We start from the raw sequence: 15,898 nt of genomic DNA on the forward strand, positions 1-15,898 counted from the left end.
CCAGGTTTTTCGGAAAACTCTTGAAAAACGCTTAGAAAACTCGCCGCAACGCTTGACTAGCCTAGTCAGGGTGGGGCTTTTGTTGAACATTTGTTGAACAATGTGGGAGTGTAACGGAGAGGGCGATCGCACCTAATTCGACCGGCCCACTTGTCTTGTTGGTTTTCACCTGTTTTGGTTTTCACCTGTTGATGTTTATACGCAAGGAGGACAAAGGCAATGACCCAAGCCGCCAACCCGACCTCCAGCAGCGAGCTACGTGACATTGTTCGCGATCAGCTTCAACTACTGCTGGAGCAAAAAAACTACGAAGGCGCAAAGATGCTGCTGGTTCCGGTTCCTCCTGTCGATATTGCTGAAGCGATTCAGGGATTATCGAGGCCGATGCAAATGCTTGCGTTTCGCCTATTGAGCAAATCAGAGGCGATCGCCGTTTATGAATATCTCGACAGTGATGTTCAGCAATCTCTTTTAGAAGAGTTTCGCGATCAGGAAGCGCTCGACATCGTAGAGAGCATGGCTCCAGACGACCGGGCCAACCTGTTCGACGAAATGCCCGCGAACCTGGTGCGGCGGGTACTAGCCCAACTCGACCCCAGCGAGCGCCAGGCCACCGCGCTGCTGCTGGGCTATAAACCCGACACTGCTGGCCGGGTAATGACCCCCGAATTTATTTCAGTGCGGGCAGATATGACCGTGAGCCAGGCCCAGGAGCGCATTCGGGAACTGGCCCGCGACAAGGAAGTTGCCTACTACGTCTATGTCACCGACCCAGTCAAGCGACTGCTGGGCACCGTATCCCTGCGCGATCTGATTCTGGCATCGCCCGATCAGCGGGTAGAAGACGTGATGGAGCGTGATGTGATTTTTGCGCGGGCCGATGTAGACCAGGAAGAAGTGGCACGACTGATTCAGCGCTACGACCTGCTAGCGCTGCCAATTGTGGATCAGGAAGGCATTCTGCTGGGCGTGGTCACGGTCGATGACGTAATCGACATCTTAGAAGAGGAAGCGACCGAAGATATCTACGCCATCGGCGGCGTGCGGGCTGAGGGCGAGAGCTATTTCGACAGCGGCTTTTGGTCCATCTTGAAAAAGCGAGTGCCCTGGCTGCTGGTGCTGGTGGTGACGAACATTGCCACGGTATTCATCATGTCGCAGTACGAAGAGGTGCTGGACAGCGTGGTAGAACTTGCCTTCTTCACGCCGCTGCTGATCGACACGGGCGGCAATATCGGGGCGCAGTCTTCAACCGTGCTGATTCGCGGACTAAGCACCGACGAGCTGCGAAACAAGAAACCTGTACGGGTGATTTTGCGAGAACTGTTTGCTGGGGCCGCGCTGGGGATTGTGCTGGCAATTCTGGTGTTGGGCATTGCGATGGTGTTTGTGGGCAAGGTGGAGATTGGGCTGACCGTGGGACTGAGTTTGATTGCGATCGCCGCACTAGCTGCTACTGTCGGCACGCTCCTGCCCTACCTGTTCCACAAAATGGGCTTTGACCCGGCGTTTATGGCATCGCCGTTCATCACCACAGTTGCCGATATCCTGGGGATTTTGATCTACCTCAATATTGCCAAGCTGTTGCTGAACATTGGCTAGCCATCTCCAGTTACCCCTTCGACTAGCCCTTTGACTAATACTCTGGCTAGCTTTGACTAATACTCTGGCTAGATTGCTCTGGCTAGATTGCTCTGGCTAGACTGCTCTGGCTAGACTGCTCTGGCTAGACTGCTTTACCTTTGTCAAAAGTTCATATCCTCAAACACGGCAAACCAATCCCGGAATCATAGTATGATTGCTATCAACGGTTATTTGATGATTGAATTAAGTCTATAGTTTTGGCTCACGCCATACAGGACTGGTCGAGGCGATCGCCGAAGGGATTGGGCTACGGCGGGGTCTCGGGTCGGGCTTAGTTTGGGCAAGGAGGATGCTGTGTTAGAGGCCTTTGTGATCGCCACCATTCTGTGTGGGTTCTTTGGCATCGTCTTCAAAAAGAACCTGGTGATGAAAATCATCTCGATGGACGTGATGAGTACGGGCGTGATTGCCTATTACGTACTGATTGCTTCGCGAGAGGGCTTGAAAACGCCGATTCTGACCGAGGCAGTGGACAACGCAGCAGGGATTGCCTATGCCGACCCTGTGCCCCAGGCCGTGATTTTGACTGCGATTGTGATTGGGTTCTCCATTCAAGCGCTGATGTTGGTCGGCATCATGAAACTGGCGCGAGACAACCCCATCTTGGAGGCCAACGAGATTGAAAGGGGGAACACGCCATGAGCAACTTCGTCGGCCTCCTAGAAGGGTTCAATGGGTGGATGAGCGGGTTTTCGTTTAGCAGCCCGATTGCCACAGATCTGAGCATTAGCAACACCACGATGAGTCGTTTGACCATTGGCTGGGTAGCGTTGCCGCTGTTTGCTGGATTTGTGGTGTACCTGATACCCCGTCTGGCCCGTCCTCTGGCGCTGGCGGCGGCACTCGCCTCGGCGGTTTATGCCACGCTGCTGTTTCTGCGCGAAGTGCCCCTCGGTTTGGGGCTGCTGGATCGGTTTGGCGTGACGCTGTTGCTAGACCCGCTCAGCGGATTTTTCATCTTCACCAACGCGCTGGTGACCACGGCGGTGATTCTCTACTGCTGGGATACGGGCAAGTCGGCGTTTTTTTATACCCAGCTCACGATTTTGCACGGCAGCGTCAACGCGGCGTTTGCCTGTGCCGATTTTATGAGCCTCTACGTGGCGCTAGAGGTGATCAGCATTGCGGCATTCTTGCTGGTTGCCTATCCCCGGAGCGATCGCTCGATTTGGGTGGGCCTGCGCTACCTTTTTGTCAGCAATACGGCGATGCTGTTTTATCTGATGGGGGCGGTGCTGGTTTACCAAGCGAATCACTCCTTTGCATATATCGGGTTGAGCCGTGCGCCCTTGGAGGCGATCGCCCTAATTTTTCTGGGGCTGTTGGTCAAGGGCGGTGTGTTTGTTGCAGGGCTATGGCTGCCGCTCACGCATTCCGAATCAGAATCGCCCGTGTCGGCGCTGCTATCGGGCGTGGTGGTGAAGGCAGGGATTTACCCGCTAATGCGCTGCGCCCTACTGCTGCCAGAAATCGACCCGATGGTGCGGGTGTTTGGCGTGGGGACGGCGCTATTGGGCGTGGCCTATGCCGTGTTTGAAAAAGACACCAAGCGGCTGCTGGCGTTCAGCACCGTCTCACAGCTGGGCTTTGTGCTGGCGGCTCCGGAGGTGGGTGGTTTCTACGCGCTGACGCACGGAATGGTCAAGTCGTCCTTATTCTTGCTGGCAGGCAACCTGCCCAGTCGCAGTTTCAAGGAGCTACAGCAAGTGCCAATTCGCAGGTCGCTGTGGATTGCGCTGGCGATCGCCAGTTTCTCGATCTCTGGCTTTCCGCTGCTGTCGGGCTTTGGCGCAAAAGTACTGACGATGAAGAGCCTACTGCCGTGGCAGGTCGTTGGCATGAATCTGGCAGCCGTTGGAACGGCGATCGCCTTTGCAAAGTTTATCTTTCTGCCCCATCGCCAATTTCCACCAGATTCTCAGAGCCAGCCGCTCAAGCCCGGATTTTGGGCGGCGATGCTGGTGCTGCTGGGTGGATTGGTGCTGGCTAACGCGGTCTACTACGAAGCGTATACGGTCGAAAATGTCGTAAAGCCGCTGCTCATTATTGGAATTGCCTGGATTGCCCACAAGCTCATCTTCCGGCAAGCCAATGTCAAACTTCCCCGCACGGCTGAAAAGTTCGAGCATTTAATCGGCGGCATGAGCTTAATGTTAATCCTCGTATTCTGGATGGTCTTTGCATGGGTGGCAAACTAGCTCGGCAGCTTATCCTACGGCTCACAATTTGGTTTTTGCTCACCGCAAATTTGAGCTTGGCAAATATCGTGATCGGCGTGACCGTAGCGCTGCTGTTGCCCCGGGGCGACACGGGTCGAAACGACCGCCTCAGCGAATGGCTGCGGGTGTTGTTCAAGGTGTTTGCGTCTATTCCTCAAGCCTATGCCGAAGCCTTTGAAATGATTCTCCGTCCCCACAAACGGGAGGAAATTGTCTTGCAGCATGTGCAGCCTCGGCGATCGCCCCACCTGCTTTTTCTGGATATATTTCTGATCACGTTCACACCCAAAACTATTGTGCTGAAATATCACGAAGCGGGCTGGTTTGAAGTGCATCGCGTGACGCGAGGGGGGCCATCATGAAGCTCATTCTCCTGATCATGTTGGCGGCGTTGCTGATTCCACTTTATGAAGCATGGCAAGACGATAATATCTGGCAAAAAATGTTAGCTTTTGCCAGCATTGCCACCAAAACCTCAATCATGATTTTGATTGTGTCGATCTTGCAAGACGACTGGATGATTGGCGTAGTGGGTGTGCTGATTCTGAGTGTGGGAAATGCGGGCTTGATGCTGCTGGCTCACGTCATCAAACGGCTCAATGACCTGTCACAAACTCTCTAGAAAACTAGAGGAAAACTTGTGTAGATCTGTAGAGCTTTTGTCTAAGAGGGTGTTTGAAAAGGTATCGCCTGTAATGTTAAGCACTCAAAGATCCCCCCTGCCCCCCCTTAAAAAGGGGGAAACCGCCTTAAAGTCCCCCTTTTTAAGGGGGATTTAGGGGTATCTTGCACGCTTTGCTACAAACAGTAGGACTTTTCAAACATCCTCTAAAATCGCCTTTCAACAGATTAGAAACCCACCATGACCACTATGCCAGTTGTGAATACCTTAATAGACCTTTTGAGTTATGGCTGCATCGCGCTGGGGCTGGTGTTTTGGTTTTGGGGAACCTGGCCGCTAGTGGGCGATCGCTCAGTTCTCTACAAACTGCACAGCCTCTCGATTGCCGACACTCTGGGATCTCTCAGCATCGTCTTCGGGCTACTGCTGAAAATTCCCCGCGAGTGGCCGCTGCTGCTGCTGGCTATCTTCTCATTGGCGCTGTGGAACACCATGCTGGGCTATGTGCTGGCCTATTGCGCCAGCGACCTGCCTGCAAAAGAACGCTGGGGAGAGGCTGTAGAGCCGTTTAGCAGCATCACCAGTGAACCGCAGACTGACCGGGGGGATGTATGATGCCACACAGCATATTCGGGCCACACGACGAATACGTGTACGCAATTACGGCGCTTCTGCCTCTGTCCGCTGCCATGCTGGTGTTTCAGGTGAATCCATACCATGCGCTAGTGATTCGCGGCATCTTGGGCGCAGTGGCGGCGCTGGTATACACGCTGCTGGGCGCAGCAGACGTGGCGCTGACGGAGGCTATGGTGGGCACGATGCTGGCGGTGACGCTTTACGCGGTAGCGGTGCGTTCCTCGATGGTGCTGCGACTGGGCGTGCTAAAGGACGAGGCGATCGCCCTCAACCTGCTTTCCGAGGACTCTAGCCTGCCCTTGGGGCAATTCACGCCAGCACCCTCGGACGCTCCCCTCAAGTCGCTCATCAACGACCTCCGGCTAACGTTTGGGAAGTATCACCTGCGACTGGAGCTAATTCCCTATCTCAGCCCAGAAGATTTGCAGCAGGCGCTCCTTGAAAAGGAGGTGCATCTCACCTGCACTCAGCTTGAGGCAGACGACCCCTCTACCCCACACGATGTGGCTGTGAAGGCGACTTACCAGACTGCCACGCGCCTCCGCCGCATCTACGACATTCTGCAAGCCGAGTTGCCCTCTTCCCCGGCGATCGCCTACGTTGGCCCACCCACTCCCGGAGCAAAGCACCCATGATCTGGATTTATCTGCTGGCAGGCGTTGCCATTTTTTTGAAAATCCTGCTGATGCCCCAGCCTGCCCCTAGTGAACTGGATTTCTCCATCGTTGAAGCCATCGTGCAAGATAGCGGCGTGCCCAACGCCGTCACGGGCATCATCTTTCGCAATCGGCTCTACGACACCATCTTTGAAGTCGTGGTGTTTACCATTGCCATCATGGGAGCCTACTTTTTGCTGGCAAATGAAAAGCCTTCGGCCAAGTTTCGCCGCTTTACAGACGAACCCTCCATCGTGCTGGCACGGCTGGGCGCAACAATCGCGGCGCTGGTGGGCATTGAACTGGCGATTCGCGGACACCTCAGCCCCGGCGGTGGCTTTGCGGCTGGCGTAGCAGGCGGCACAGCTATTGGACTGGTGGCGATCACATCTTCCTCCGAACTGATGCAGGGCATCTATCAGCGCTGGCACACCGCCCGCTGGGAAAAAGTCTCGGTGATGATTTTCATCGTGCTAGCCGTGATGACGCTGGTGGGCCTCGAACTGCCGCACGGCGAACTGGGCAGCCTAGTCAGCGGCGGCGTGATTCCCATTCTGAATATTTTGGTGGCGCTAAAGGTGGCGCTGGGTTCCTGGGCGGTGATCCTCGTGTTTATCCGCTATCGAGGGTTGCTGTAGTCAAAGCGTAGGGCTGACCGCAGGGGATTCGCAGTCCGGCAAGATGAGCCTGACAACACGAGCAGAGAGCCGATCCCAGGTTCGGAATCGACTCTCTGCCACAACTCTAGTCCGAATTTTTGGCTCAACCCCCACCCGTGACTCCTTCATTGCCGAAGCGCGGCTCAACACTGGTCACTTTGGGAAAGGGCGATCGCCCGCTTTTGAGGAACACACTGGGTCAACGCAGACGGTGCGGCTTCTGAAACCTTAGTTACCTGAAACCCCAGTCACTTGAAACCCCAGTCAACTGAAACCTTAGTCGATGGAAACTGCTTGCACATCGACAGGCGTGTCCGCAGACGCAACCTGCTCAGAATCCACCACTTCTTTCTTGTTTTTCACACGCTCGATCAGCAGTTGAGAAACTTCTGTGAACAGCAGCGTGATAATAATCGCATCATCAATTTGACCGATGATGGGAATGAAATCGGGCGCGATGTCGAACGGCATAACGATGTATGCAATCGTGCCTAAGATAATCCACCAGCGGTATTTGGGATTGCGAATGACATCGCGATACCAGTCGTAGAGGCTTTGCAGGGAGAACGCCATCGGGAATGTCCTTTACTCAACATCTTCATTCTGCGAGATTGTGCCTGCGCTGTAGAGTGGGAAAAACCGTCTGCGTTGGGATAGGAACCCCACCCCCCCTTGGTCTAGCTCTCTGGGAGGATGCGTTCCAAATTTCAGTATCTTATGATACAAAATGAAAGTTTGTTCGATATGATTAGAGGAGAGCCAATTTTTCAGCCTGTTTGAACGCTGAAACGGCTGCCCCCCAAGGCACAAAAAAAGATTCGCACATGCCCTTGCTGCCCAAGTTGGCCATACTTGGCTGCATCAAGCATGGTGACAGGTTTGGATGTGCCTCCTGATCGTTGATTTACCAGGAGGTTCGCAATGCGAAATCTAAAATCTGACTGCTCCAGTTTGCTTGCTTCTGATGCTTCACTTCGAGATCGCCTGCCCGTGACCGCGGGCGATCGCCATGAACTAGGCTCCATCCGCCATCCTGCCTTGCCGCGCCATCTGCATCCCAACTATCAGCACTGGCAGTGGCTCAGCCGCTGATCCTGATTCGCAAATCAGGGCCATAAGCTGAACAATGCTAGCGGGCGATCGCCCTATTCCAGTCCTTCCAGTAGCTCCGTCGGGTCGATGCCGCGCTGCCGCAGTTGCTCCAGGAGTCTCTGGGTGCGCTGGCGTTCGGCAGCGAGTTCTGCGGCCGCGTCTTGGAGCCGCTGTTCTGCCTGGGCTGCGCGTTCTTCGGGCGTGGGGTAGCGATCGCCCGCTTCAGAATACCAGTACAGCCATTCCCGCGTGATGCCCAGGTATGTGCCGCGATCGCGCCCCAGCCCCAGCCCAATTTCCGGCATCCACAGTGGATTGTCGCGCTGGAGCATGTACACACCGTCTTGCAGGCGGTAGATTTCTAGCGGCGGTTTGCGGCGGCGGCGCGTGGAATAAACGGCGTAGTATTTCACGCCCATCTCAGCATAAAAGGCTTTTTTGCTGCTGTATTCGCCCCGATATTTGCGCGAGACAACCTCCAGCACCAGCACTGGAACGATGTTCTGCTCCTCCCACAGCACATAGCTAAGGCGCAATTCTTCGTCTACAATCCGCTCTACGCCCAGGCTCAAAAAGCCGTCGGGGACGATGGCTGGCTCCTCTGGGTCGTAGTAGATGCCCATGTCTACGCCAAAAAACCAGTCCTGCCGATCGGCCCAGATCTGGGCCAGGATTGCTTTCAACAAACCGGGCATCAGGTCTTGGAGTTCGTTATCCACGGGCGTTTCGTCGGAATCGGGCAGTTCTTCGGACGAGGGCAGACAGAGGCGAGGGTCGTAGAACTTGAGCATGGCAGCCGGAGTGAGAGCAACAGCGTGCGGGGCTTGAGAGCGCGTGACTTGATTCTAGCGGCTGGGAAACGGTTGCTCAATGGTAGAATGCTTCTCAAGCTAGGGGTGCTTGCCCTGTCTGAATCAAGACATGAATCAAGACAGAGCAGGCTGAGATTACACCCTTGGAACCTGAGACTGGGTTATGCCAGCGGAGGGAAGCGAGGCTTGTATCGACGACATCCGAAGGGTTGGCAGAACTAGCAGAATAGAGGAGTGAAATGGGTGGGGGCGATCGCCCTCTACCTTGCCCCAAGTTGCCCTCCGATCTGTTCACGTCACCGTTCGCGATCGCGTCTTAAACGTCAGTCCAGCCAATTCGCGCAAGCATCCGAGTTGCATTCACGAGGGCTTGCGTAAATCCTGGCAAAAACCTGTAAAGACGGACTAGATTCAGCGACACTCGCTTGCAAACAAGCTGCGACAATCCCCAAGACCAAACCAGCCTCTAGCGACTTTACCGAACAATTCCCAGAGGAGGGTTTGAGCATGTCGGTTCAATCTGTGGCGCTGTTGGTGACGCTGGCAACGGCGGGCGGGTTTGCCCTGCTGGGGCTGGTGCGGGCCAGCCAGCAGACGATGAATTTGGAAGATTACATGGTCAGCCGCAATCGGTTTGGCCCGTGGATGTCCTTTGCCACCGTCGTTGCGTCGGCGCTGGGTGTGTGGATTTTGTTTAGCCCGCCTCAGGTGGGAGCCAGCAGCGGCATTGCAGGCATTGTGGGCTACTGTCTGGGGTCGGCGGCTCCCCTGGCGCTGTTCACCCAAATTGGCCCGCGCCTGCGCCGGATCTTGCCCCAGGGCCACTCCCTCAACGAGTTTGTGCTGTATCGCTTCGGCAATGCGATGTATCTGCTGGCGCTGGGGGTGATTGTGTTTTATATGTTTATCTACCTGGCGGCGGAACTGACGGCGATCGCCAAAGCGGTGCAAATTCTAGCAGACGTGCCCCTCGGCTGGACGGCGCTGGTGGTCATTGCCGCAACGTTTCTCTACACCACCTACGGCGGTCTGGGCGCGACTATCTTCACCGACGCGATTCAGTTTGCGGTGATGGTGCCGCTGCTGCTGGTCAGCTTTCTCGTAGCGCTGGCGGCAATGGGCGGCTGGGAAGCGGCGCTGCAACCCGTGCGGCTGAATGCGCCCCAGTTGCTCTCGCTGGGCAACGTGGACGGCATCAAATTTGGCGCAACGCTGGTGCTGGCAATTGTTGCTGCTGAGGTGTTTAACCAGGCAAACTGGCAGCGGGTCTACGCCAGCCGCACCGACAAGACGGTACAGCAGGCGTTTCTGGGGTCCGCGGTGATTACGCTGCCGCTGTTGATGGTAGCGGGGGCGCTGGGGCTGCTAGCGGCCAGCTTGGGCTTCACGGACGATCGCGCCTTCTTTTCTCTGTTGCAGCAGCTTTCTCTGCCCCTCTGGTTCACGGTGCTGGTGCTGGTGCTGGCGCTGGCGCTGGTGATGAGTACGCTGTCTTCGCTGTTAAATGGCATTGCCAGCGTGTTTACCATTGACCTGATTCGCCTGTTCCCGCAAATGCGAACCAGCGGGCTGCTGCGGGCTTCGCGGCTGCTAACGGTGGCGGTGGGGCTGCCCGCGATCGCCATTGCGGCACGGGGCTTCGACGTGCTGTACCTGTTTCTGCTGGCGGATCTGGTCTGCGCTGGGGCCGTGTTTCCGGTGATTTGGGGACTTTATTCCCGTCGTTTGACTGGGCAAACCGCCTTTTTCAGCGCTCTCGCGGGCATTGGCGCAGGGGCCCTGTTCTTCCCCAGGCCCGATTTTTCGCCCTGGAACAGCCTACCCTTCGCGGGCGACCTGCTGGTGAGCTTTGCCGTGGCGATCGCCGTTTCTGCTGGGATTGCTCTCGTCGGAAGTGCGATCGCCAACCGCCGCCAGCAATTTGACTTTGCCACCCTGGGCGATCGTAGCCGCGCCTACGCCGCTCCTGCGCCCGATCAGATTAGCATCGGAAAGTAAGCAGCGGGGCGACGGAACGCCAACTCCAACCCTCGTCGCCGCCTCCCTCTCTCCCCTTGCCTGACATGGACTGGAACCTAATCATTGACCTCTGCATCGGCATCGGCCTCAGCGCGGCTGCGGGCTTTCGGCTGCTGGTTCCGTTTTTGGTGCTGAGTATGGCGGCGCTGTTTGGGCATTTCCCGGTTGCGCCCGATTTGCAGTGGGTAGACTCGTTCCCGGCGCTGCTCACGCTGGGCGTGGCGGTGCTGGTGGAGGTGATTGCCTACTTTGTGCCGTGGCTGGATACGCTGCTGGATTTGGTTGCGTTTCCCGCGTCGATTATTGCGGGGACGCTGCTGACGGCGGCGTTCTCAAGCGGGCTAGACCCGTTTCTGCGGTGGAGTTTGGCGATTTTGGCGGGGGGCGGCGCGGCGGGCGCAATGCGGGGGCTGTCGGGGTTTTCGCGGCAGTTGACCACAATCTTCACAGGCGGACTGGCGAATTTTTTGATTACGTCGCTGGAAATCCTGATTGCAGTGGTGCTGTCGGTGCTGGCGATCGCCCTTCCTGGCGCAGCGATTGGCTTCCTCCTGGGGCTGTTGGGGCTATTGGGGCGGCTGTGGTTGCGAGTCCGAACCGGACTGCTGGGACAGCCCGTAGCGGAATCACCCGCGCCCGCCGCCGACGCGCCGCCCCCGCCATCTCCCCCTGTCTGAACTTCTACTTGAGCGTCTACCTGAGCGTCTGCCTGAACTTCTACCTGAGCGTCCGCAGTTGCGCCAGCCTAGAACACCAGAATATTTGCTGCGGCGATCGCCACGCCTGCGGGTAGCTGAGCAATCTGCACTTGGGGAGCGCTGCCACTGCCGTCGGGGTCAAAGAACAGGTTGCCCGTGCTGCGGTCATAAATGAAGCGATCGCCCTCTCGCACTGCCCGCGTGCCCTGGCGTAGGAGCGTTGTGGGCAGGGTTGTAGGCAGTGTTGCGGGCAATGTCCCTGCTAGATCTGCCAGACCAAACTCCGCAGCGGGAACCAGCAGCACATCCTCACTGGGGCGAAAGTCGATCAGCGTGTCCAGTCCGCCGCTGCGCGTGGTGGAGAGATCAAAGGAATCGCGCCCGGTGCCGCCAGTCAGCGTGTCACGGCCCACGCCACCCACCAGCAGGTCGTTCCCCCCATTGCCGATCAGCACGTCATTTCCGGCTTCGCCTTTGAGCGTGTCATTCCCGCCCTCGCCGCGCAGGGTGTCTCCACCACCGCCGCCCCAGAGCAGATTATCGGCTCCATTGCCAATGATCAGGTTGCTCAGCCCATTGCCGCGCCCTGTGAGGGCATCGCCGCTGAGGGTGAGGTTTTCTACAGGATCGCCCAGCACCCAGCTGATCAAGGCAATCACCGTATCGGCTCCCGCCCTGAGCAGTTCGATGACCCCATCGCCGAGGCTGGCTACGACATAGGTATCGTTGCCGCGACCGCCCTCCAGCGTGTCGTTGCCGCTGCCCCCATCCAGCCAGTCGTGCCCGTCGAAGCCGCGTATCCGGTCGTGGCCGCCCATGCCCGCCAGCGTGTTGCTGCGGGAATTGCCCAATATCCCGTTACGCAGCGAATTGCCGATGCCCTCTGGCGCTGTGCCCTTCAGCGTCAGGTTTTCTACATGGTCGGGTAGAGTATAGCTGATGCTGGCCTCTACCGTGTCGATGCCGCCGTCGGCTCGCTCAATCACGCGATCGCCCGCATGGTCTATCACGTAAGTATCGTTGCCCCTGCCGCCGACTAGCTCATCGGCCCCAGGGCCCCCATCGAGGCGATCGCCCCCGTCGTGCCCCATCAGCGTGTCATTGCCTGCGCCGCCCATCAGCGTGTCGCTGCCCGCGCTGCCGATTAACCGATCGTTGCCGTCGGTTCCCGCTAGGTTCAGCGGGTCGGGTGTGCGGGGGGGATCTGGCGGCACAGCGCCCAGGTCTGGTTCTGCCCACCAGCGGGGATTGGCGCTCATGAAGGCTTGCAGGGCGGTGTACTTGGGCGCATCGGTCTGGTCGAGGCTTTCCATCATGCCCCAACTGCCCCATTTGCTGGGCCGGGCAATATCCACAAAATGGTTGAACAGGGTGCCGCCTGCCTCTTTCCAGCCGTCGAGCAGTTGTTGATAGAGTTCCGCCATTTCGGGGCGACGGTTGAGCGCGATGAAAAACTCGGTCAACTGCGCGTCGTTTTCGATGCCCGACGTTCCAACAATGTGCTGCCCGCCCTCATAGGCGACGAGCTGCAAGTTGTGGCGCTGGGCGATGTCGGCGTGGTATTTGAATAGGGCGATCGTGTCTTTGACGGAATCTTTGCTGTCGCCCAGCAGGCCGCCCTCGCGGAGGTGCTGAAAGGCTTTGGCAAAGCCGCCGTCGGGTTCCGAGAGCCAGGAGCGCACCGTGTTGGCGTGGGTGGGGCTGCCCAGGTTGTTGCCAAAGTAGCCCGTAACGGCGTAGGCATCGACGGCTTTCCAGGCGGGTTCGTTGCCCTCGGCAACCCAGGCGGGCGTGTTTAGCGCATAGGTTTCTAGCCCCTTCCAGCCCGTTTGCGTAGCCAGCACAGCGATAACGCGATCTTGCGCTGCAAGACGATTGCCACCGCTCTTTTCTGCAAAGGTGTCCTTCCAAATCTTGGCGGTCTGCGCTGCCCTCATGCCATACCACTGCATCCAGCCGCCCTGCACGTCTTTGCCCCAGCGGGCCTCGGCCTGCGCCTGGGCATAGTGCGCCTGGTCAAACTGCCAATTCCACACCTCGTTGGAAAATTCCACATACACTCGCAGGCTGGGGTCGAGGTGGTCGCGCACGTAGGCGGCAAAGTTGGCAATGTATTCATCCGTCGCCTGGTGCGGCATGTTGAACCAGGGGGATACCTGCATCTCATTTGCCAGGGCCACCATTGTTTCCACCGACGCGCCTTTCCAGGCCCAGCTTGCGTCGGTCGGTTTGGGGCGATCGCGCCATTCGCGCTGGGTGGAATCATTGGTCTCCATCCAGTCCATGAACCGCAGTGTGCCAAAGTTGCGAATCCGCTCCTGAAACGTGGGATTGAAGACTGAGCCTTGCGCCACCAGCGGCAGGTCGTCTTCGTGATAGACGCGGATGTTTCGCAGATAGTCGCCCGTTTTCTGCGGGTCGGTCGCGGTGATCGAGAGCAGAATGCCCGCGTCTTTGGCGGCATCGACCTGGATCACGTCGCGGCCGGGCCGGGACAGGTTCTCCAGTTTTGCGGCGTTAAAACCGTATTCCAGCGTGCCCTGCCCGTCATACATCACCACATAGCGACCGGGGCGATAGGCTCCGGGGATGTCGCGCAGCATCAGCGTGCTGAGCTGGGTGTACGTCGTGCCGTTGGCGGCAGTGGGCAGACGGGTGGGCCAGCCGTGGGCATCCAGATTTTGCACCGCCTCGCCGGTATTCCAGACTTGGCTGGTTTGCGGAATCCAGGCGCGGGCTGTTTTGAACAGGTCGAGAAACGGAAGCTGGGGCGAAAAGTCGTTGATGCTCGTCAGACCGATGCCGAGCGATCGCCCTGTAGATTGCCCTGTAGATTGCCCTGTAGATTGCCCTATAGATCGCCCTGTGGTTAACCGCTGCTCATCCAAACGTGCCGTTGGCATGAATGCAATCCTCCCAGACTGTCCGTAAAGCTGGCTGCAAGCGGATGCGACAGGACGCTGGACTGACCCATCACCCCTCCCACCCGCTGACTCCTGAGAGCCAATCTCTAGTACTATCCCCCCTGCCGAAATCCGGGCAGACGACCGGAGAACTGCATAAATTCGGCAAAATACCGGAGATGAGAACCCCTGACAATACAAAGTGTGCGGTGATGCTTTAGACAAAAACCTCCGAAAACTTTGGGAACTGGATTTTTCACCCAAACTGCTGGGGGCGATCGCCCAACTCCCTTCCAGGAAATGGTTTCAACACGCTGCGCGACACTTCAAGCAGGCTTCATACCTGCTAATCTCCGTGTCTGTAGGTTGCCAACCTCATCCGTGCTTTACCTTTTGAACCCGGTGAGCCTACAGAACTGCATTACTCTTTGGCGAAGGCATCCCATTTTCTGCGTCAAACCACGCAGACAAGGGCGATCGCCCAAATGCAGATTCGCCCGATTTCTCGAAAATTTCCTGGATTATTCGCAAAATCATCTCAGCTTGATAAAGCCGAGCCTGGGGATTGCGCTCAGTCACAGAGATTACGGAGGGATGACGGAGGAGCCTGATGGGGGAAATGCGATCCAAAAATGCGACTTGCAAAATGCAACTTGCAAACTCCGAATCAGGGCGCGGGCGTAGGCAAGGGAGTTCCAGCGGGCGCGGCTCTTGTTGGCGAAGCGCTGGCGGCAGGCGCTTCGGGAATGGCTGGTGAATTGGGAGCGAACGGATCGAGGGGAACGGGGCAATCATCGTGGGCGATCGCCCCATCGGGCATCGTTGTGCGGCAGAGCGTCGCGCCGTCTAGCTTTGCCCCGTTCAGGCTAGCTCCGGTCAGGTTCGCATCGGTCAGGTTTGCGCCCGTCAGGTTCGATCGCCGCAGGTTCACCGATTGCAGGTTGGCGCGTTGCAGGTTTGCCCCTGGCAGTTGGGCCCGCCCCAGGTTGGCCCGCAGCAGACTGGCTCCCGTCAGATTTGCCTCACTCAAGTTGGCAGCCGTTAGGTCAGTATCGTTGAGCGTAGTCTGTTGCAGCCTAGCGCGGCGCATGTCGGTGCGGGTCAGGTTTGCCCGCGACAGGTTGGCGTTGCGAAGCCGCGCATCCTTGAGCCGCGCATTGCCCAGATAAACTCGCCGCAGGTCGGCATTTCGTGCATCCACGCCCGTCAGGTTCGCTTCGCCCAGGTTTGCACCCACTAGGTAGGCTCGATTGAGCGTGGCTGCCCGCAGATTTGCCCGACTAAAAATTGTTTCCCCCAGATAGGCCGCATTAAGCCGGGCCCGCTCCAGGTCGGCATCCCCCAGATAGGCCCGCCGCAGATCGGCTTCCTCCAGCCGCGCCTCTGCCAAAACTGCCCCACCTAGCGTTGCATCGGTCAGGAGTGTCTTCCGCAGGTCGGCTCTGTCTAGGGCGGCTCCAGTCAGGTTGGCACTGCTCAAGTTTGCCCGCTTTAGGTCAGCTCCGCGCATCAGTACGTTTTGGAGGTTGGCATATTGCAGGTCTACTTCATCGAGTTCTGCATTATTCAGCCTGACGCGCTCCAAGTCGCAACTGACGCAGGCTTTCGTCCGCAAGAGCTGATTGACTCGCCCAGCTTTTGCGGCATTGCCCATACGAACCAATCCTACGGCGGTGGCCAGCGATCCCAAAAAGACGGCGATCGTGAGCAGCGCCATGACATCTTTTCGATCCATAGCAGGAAAAAGAAGAGAAATCGGCTTTAGCACGGAACTCTGGAACCCTAGGCATTGCTTTAAAACTTTCTAGGTCGGTGATTGCCCTGAGTCGATCCCCCTAAATCCCCCTTGAAAAGGGGGACTTCCGGAGCGGTTCGGCCCAGTTCCCCCCTTGTTAAGGGGGGCTAGGGGGGATCAAATTGGCCCAGTTCCCCCCTTGT

General features: G+C 57.6%; 15 protein-coding genes and 1 pseudogene. 12 read left to right on the plus strand and 4 right to left on the minus strand.

Translation table 11 applies throughout. The features are described from left to right. Window positions 1-219: 219 nt before the first annotated feature. From mgtE to HNI00_RS19390, 9 genes and pseudogenes are all read left to right on the plus strand, one after another. Window positions 220-1,602, plus strand: a complete 1,383-nt coding sequence (gene mgtE / locus HNI00_RS19350; protein WP_316788606.1) for a magnesium transporter — start codon at window positions 220-222, stop codon at window positions 1,600-1,602. A 336-nt stretch (window positions 1,603-1,938) separates the two neighbouring features. After that, window positions 1,939-2,286, plus strand: a complete 348-nt coding sequence (locus tag HNI00_RS19355; protein ID WP_316788608.1) for a cation:proton antiporter subunit C — start codon at window positions 1,939-1,941, stop codon at window positions 2,284-2,286. Between the two features lie 98 nt (window positions 2,287-2,384). Beyond that, window positions 2,385-3,842 (plus strand): cation:proton antiporter, encoded by a 1,458-nt coding sequence (locus HNI00_RS19360; protein WP_420156399.1) that lies wholly within the window; start codon window positions 2,385-2,387, stop codon window positions 3,840-3,842. Beyond that, complete coding sequence (locus HNI00_RS19365; protein ID WP_420156226.1) at window positions 3,827-4,225, plus strand: Na+/H+ antiporter subunit E; 399 nt, start codon at window positions 3,827-3,829, stop codon at window positions 4,223-4,225. The genes HNI00_RS19360 and HNI00_RS19365 overlap by 16 nt, the downstream gene beginning before the upstream one ends. Next, window positions 4,222-4,485 carry a hypothetical protein gene (locus tag HNI00_RS19370; protein WP_277774428.1) on the plus strand — a complete coding sequence of 88 codons (264 nt, stop codon included), beginning with the start codon at window positions 4,222-4,224 and terminating at the stop codon, window positions 4,483-4,485. Before HNI00_RS19365 ends, HNI00_RS19370 begins: the two co-directional genes overlap by 4 nt. Window positions 4,486-4,734: 249 nt before the next feature. After that, window positions 4,735-5,010 (plus strand): annotated as a pseudogene (locus tag HNI00_RS19375) (monovalent cation/H(+) antiporter subunit G); the annotation flags it as partial. Window positions 5,011-5,099: 89 nt separating this feature from the next. Next, on the plus strand, window positions 5,100-5,756 hold the full coding sequence (locus tag HNI00_RS19380; RefSeq protein WP_316793439.1) for a DUF4040 domain-containing protein: 657 nt from the start codon (window positions 5,100-5,102) through the stop codon (window positions 5,754-5,756). Continuing rightward, complete coding sequence (locus HNI00_RS19385) at window positions 5,753-6,415, plus strand: Na(+)/H(+) antiporter subunit B (protein WP_172355095.1); 663 nt, start codon at window positions 5,753-5,755, stop codon at window positions 6,413-6,415. Before HNI00_RS19380 ends, HNI00_RS19385 begins: the two co-directional genes overlap by 4 nt. Window positions 6,416-6,458: 43 nt before the next feature. After that, a complete protein-coding gene (locus tag HNI00_RS19390) occupies window positions 6,459-6,668 on the plus strand; it encodes a hypothetical protein (RefSeq protein ID WP_316788620.1) in 210 nt (69 codons plus the stop codon). Between the two features lie 44 nt (window positions 6,669-6,712). Here the strand turns inward: HNI00_RS19390 and HNI00_RS19395 are convergent, their stop codons facing one another. Next, window positions 6,713-7,009, minus strand: coding sequence for a YkvA family protein (locus HNI00_RS19395; RefSeq protein ID WP_068514707.1), 297 nt, complete (start codon window positions 7,007-7,009; stop codon window positions 6,713-6,715). Window positions 7,010-7,357: 348 nt separating this feature from the next. Between HNI00_RS19395 and HNI00_RS19400 the strand changes: the two genes are divergently transcribed. Continuing rightward, window positions 7,358-7,528 carry a hypothetical protein gene (locus HNI00_RS19400; RefSeq protein WP_316788622.1) on the plus strand — a complete coding sequence of 57 codons (171 nt, stop codon included), beginning with the start codon at window positions 7,358-7,360 and terminating at the stop codon, window positions 7,526-7,528. Window positions 7,529-7,581: 53 nt separating this feature from the next. On the opposite strand, the gene HNI00_RS19405 is transcribed toward HNI00_RS19400, so the two are convergent. Further along, the gene (locus tag HNI00_RS19405; RefSeq protein ID WP_316788624.1) at window positions 7,582-8,319 is read right to left on the minus strand and encodes a Uma2 family endonuclease; all 738 of its coding nucleotides are present in this window, start codon (window positions 8,317-8,319) and stop codon (window positions 7,582-7,584) included. A 528-nt stretch (window positions 8,320-8,847) separates the two neighbouring features. Here HNI00_RS19405 and HNI00_RS19410 point away from each other — a divergent pair. Both HNI00_RS19410 and HNI00_RS19415 read left to right on the plus strand, forming a co-directional pair. Then, window positions 8,848-10,338 carry a sodium:solute symporter family transporter gene (locus HNI00_RS19410; protein ID WP_316788626.1) on the plus strand — a complete coding sequence of 497 codons (1,491 nt, stop codon included), beginning with the start codon at window positions 8,848-8,850 and terminating at the stop codon, window positions 10,336-10,338. A 65-nt stretch (window positions 10,339-10,403) separates the two neighbouring features. Next, window positions 10,404-11,036 carry a DUF4126 domain-containing protein gene (locus HNI00_RS19415; RefSeq protein WP_297075019.1) on the plus strand — a complete coding sequence of 211 codons (633 nt, stop codon included), beginning with the start codon at window positions 10,404-10,406 and terminating at the stop codon, window positions 11,034-11,036. A 68-nt stretch (window positions 11,037-11,104) separates the two neighbouring features. Here the strand turns inward: HNI00_RS19415 and HNI00_RS19420 are convergent, their stop codons facing one another. Beyond that, window positions 11,105-13,960 carry a calcium-binding protein gene (locus HNI00_RS19420; protein ID WP_316788628.1) on the minus strand — a complete coding sequence of 952 codons (2,856 nt, stop codon included), beginning with the start codon at window positions 13,958-13,960 and terminating at the stop codon, window positions 11,105-11,107. Between the two features lie 667 nt (window positions 13,961-14,627). Beyond that, window positions 14,628-15,695, minus strand: a complete 1,068-nt coding sequence (locus tag HNI00_RS19425) for a pentapeptide repeat-containing protein (protein ID WP_316788631.1) — start codon at window positions 15,693-15,695, stop codon at window positions 14,628-14,630. Window positions 15,696-15,898: the final 203 nt, after the last annotated feature.

Source organism: Thermoleptolyngbya oregonensis NK1-22 (genome assembly GCF_032705245.1).
Classification (GTDB): Bacteria; Cyanobacteriota; Cyanobacteriia; order Elainellales; family Elainellaceae; genus Thermoleptolyngbya; species Thermoleptolyngbya sichuanensis.

Bases quoted from the DNA above. Each gene is read 5' to 3' on its own strand.
- mgtE (WP_316788606.1), top strand. From the start codon at position 220: ATGACCCAAGCCGCCAACCCGACCTCCAGCAGCGAGCTACGTGACATT.
- HNI00_RS19360 (WP_420156399.1), top strand. From the start codon at position 2,385: ATGAGTCGTTTGACCATTGGCTGGGTAGCGTTGCCGCTGTTTGCTGGA.
- HNI00_RS19365 (WP_420156226.1), top strand. From the start codon at position 3,827: ATGGGTGGCAAACTAGCTCGGCAGCTTATCCTACGGCTCACAATTTGG.
- HNI00_RS19370 (WP_277774428.1), top strand. From the start codon at position 4,222: ATGAAGCTCATTCTCCTGATCATGTTGGCGGCGTTGCTGATTCCACTT.
- HNI00_RS19380 (WP_316793439.1), top strand. From the start codon at position 5,100: ATGCCACACAGCATATTCGGGCCACACGACGAATACGTGTACGCAATT.
- HNI00_RS19385 (WP_172355095.1), top strand. From the start codon at position 5,753: ATGATCTGGATTTATCTGCTGGCAGGCGTTGCCATTTTTTTGAAAATC.
- HNI00_RS19390 (WP_316788620.1), top strand. From the start codon at position 6,459: ATGAGCCTGACAACACGAGCAGAGAGCCGATCCCAGGTTCGGAATCGA.
- HNI00_RS19395 (WP_068514707.1), bottom strand. From the start codon at position 7,009: ATGGCGTTCTCCCTGCAAAGCCTCTACGACTGGTATCGCGATGTCATT.
- HNI00_RS19400 (WP_316788622.1), top strand. From the start codon at position 7,358: ATGCGAAATCTAAAATCTGACTGCTCCAGTTTGCTTGCTTCTGATGCT.
- HNI00_RS19405 (WP_316788624.1), bottom strand. From the start codon at position 8,319: ATGCTCAAGTTCTACGACCCTCGCCTCTGTCTGCCCTCGTCCGAAGAA.
- HNI00_RS19410 (WP_316788626.1), top strand. From the start codon at position 8,848: ATGTCGGTTCAATCTGTGGCGCTGTTGGTGACGCTGGCAACGGCGGGC.
- HNI00_RS19415 (WP_297075019.1), top strand. From the start codon at position 10,404: ATGGACTGGAACCTAATCATTGACCTCTGCATCGGCATCGGCCTCAGC.
- HNI00_RS19420 (WP_316788628.1), bottom strand. From the start codon at position 13,960: ATGCCAACGGCACGTTTGGATGAGCAGCGGTTAACCACAGGGCGATCT.
- HNI00_RS19425 (WP_316788631.1), bottom strand. From the start codon at position 15,695: ATGGATCGAAAAGATGTCATGGCGCTGCTCACGATCGCCGTCTTTTTG.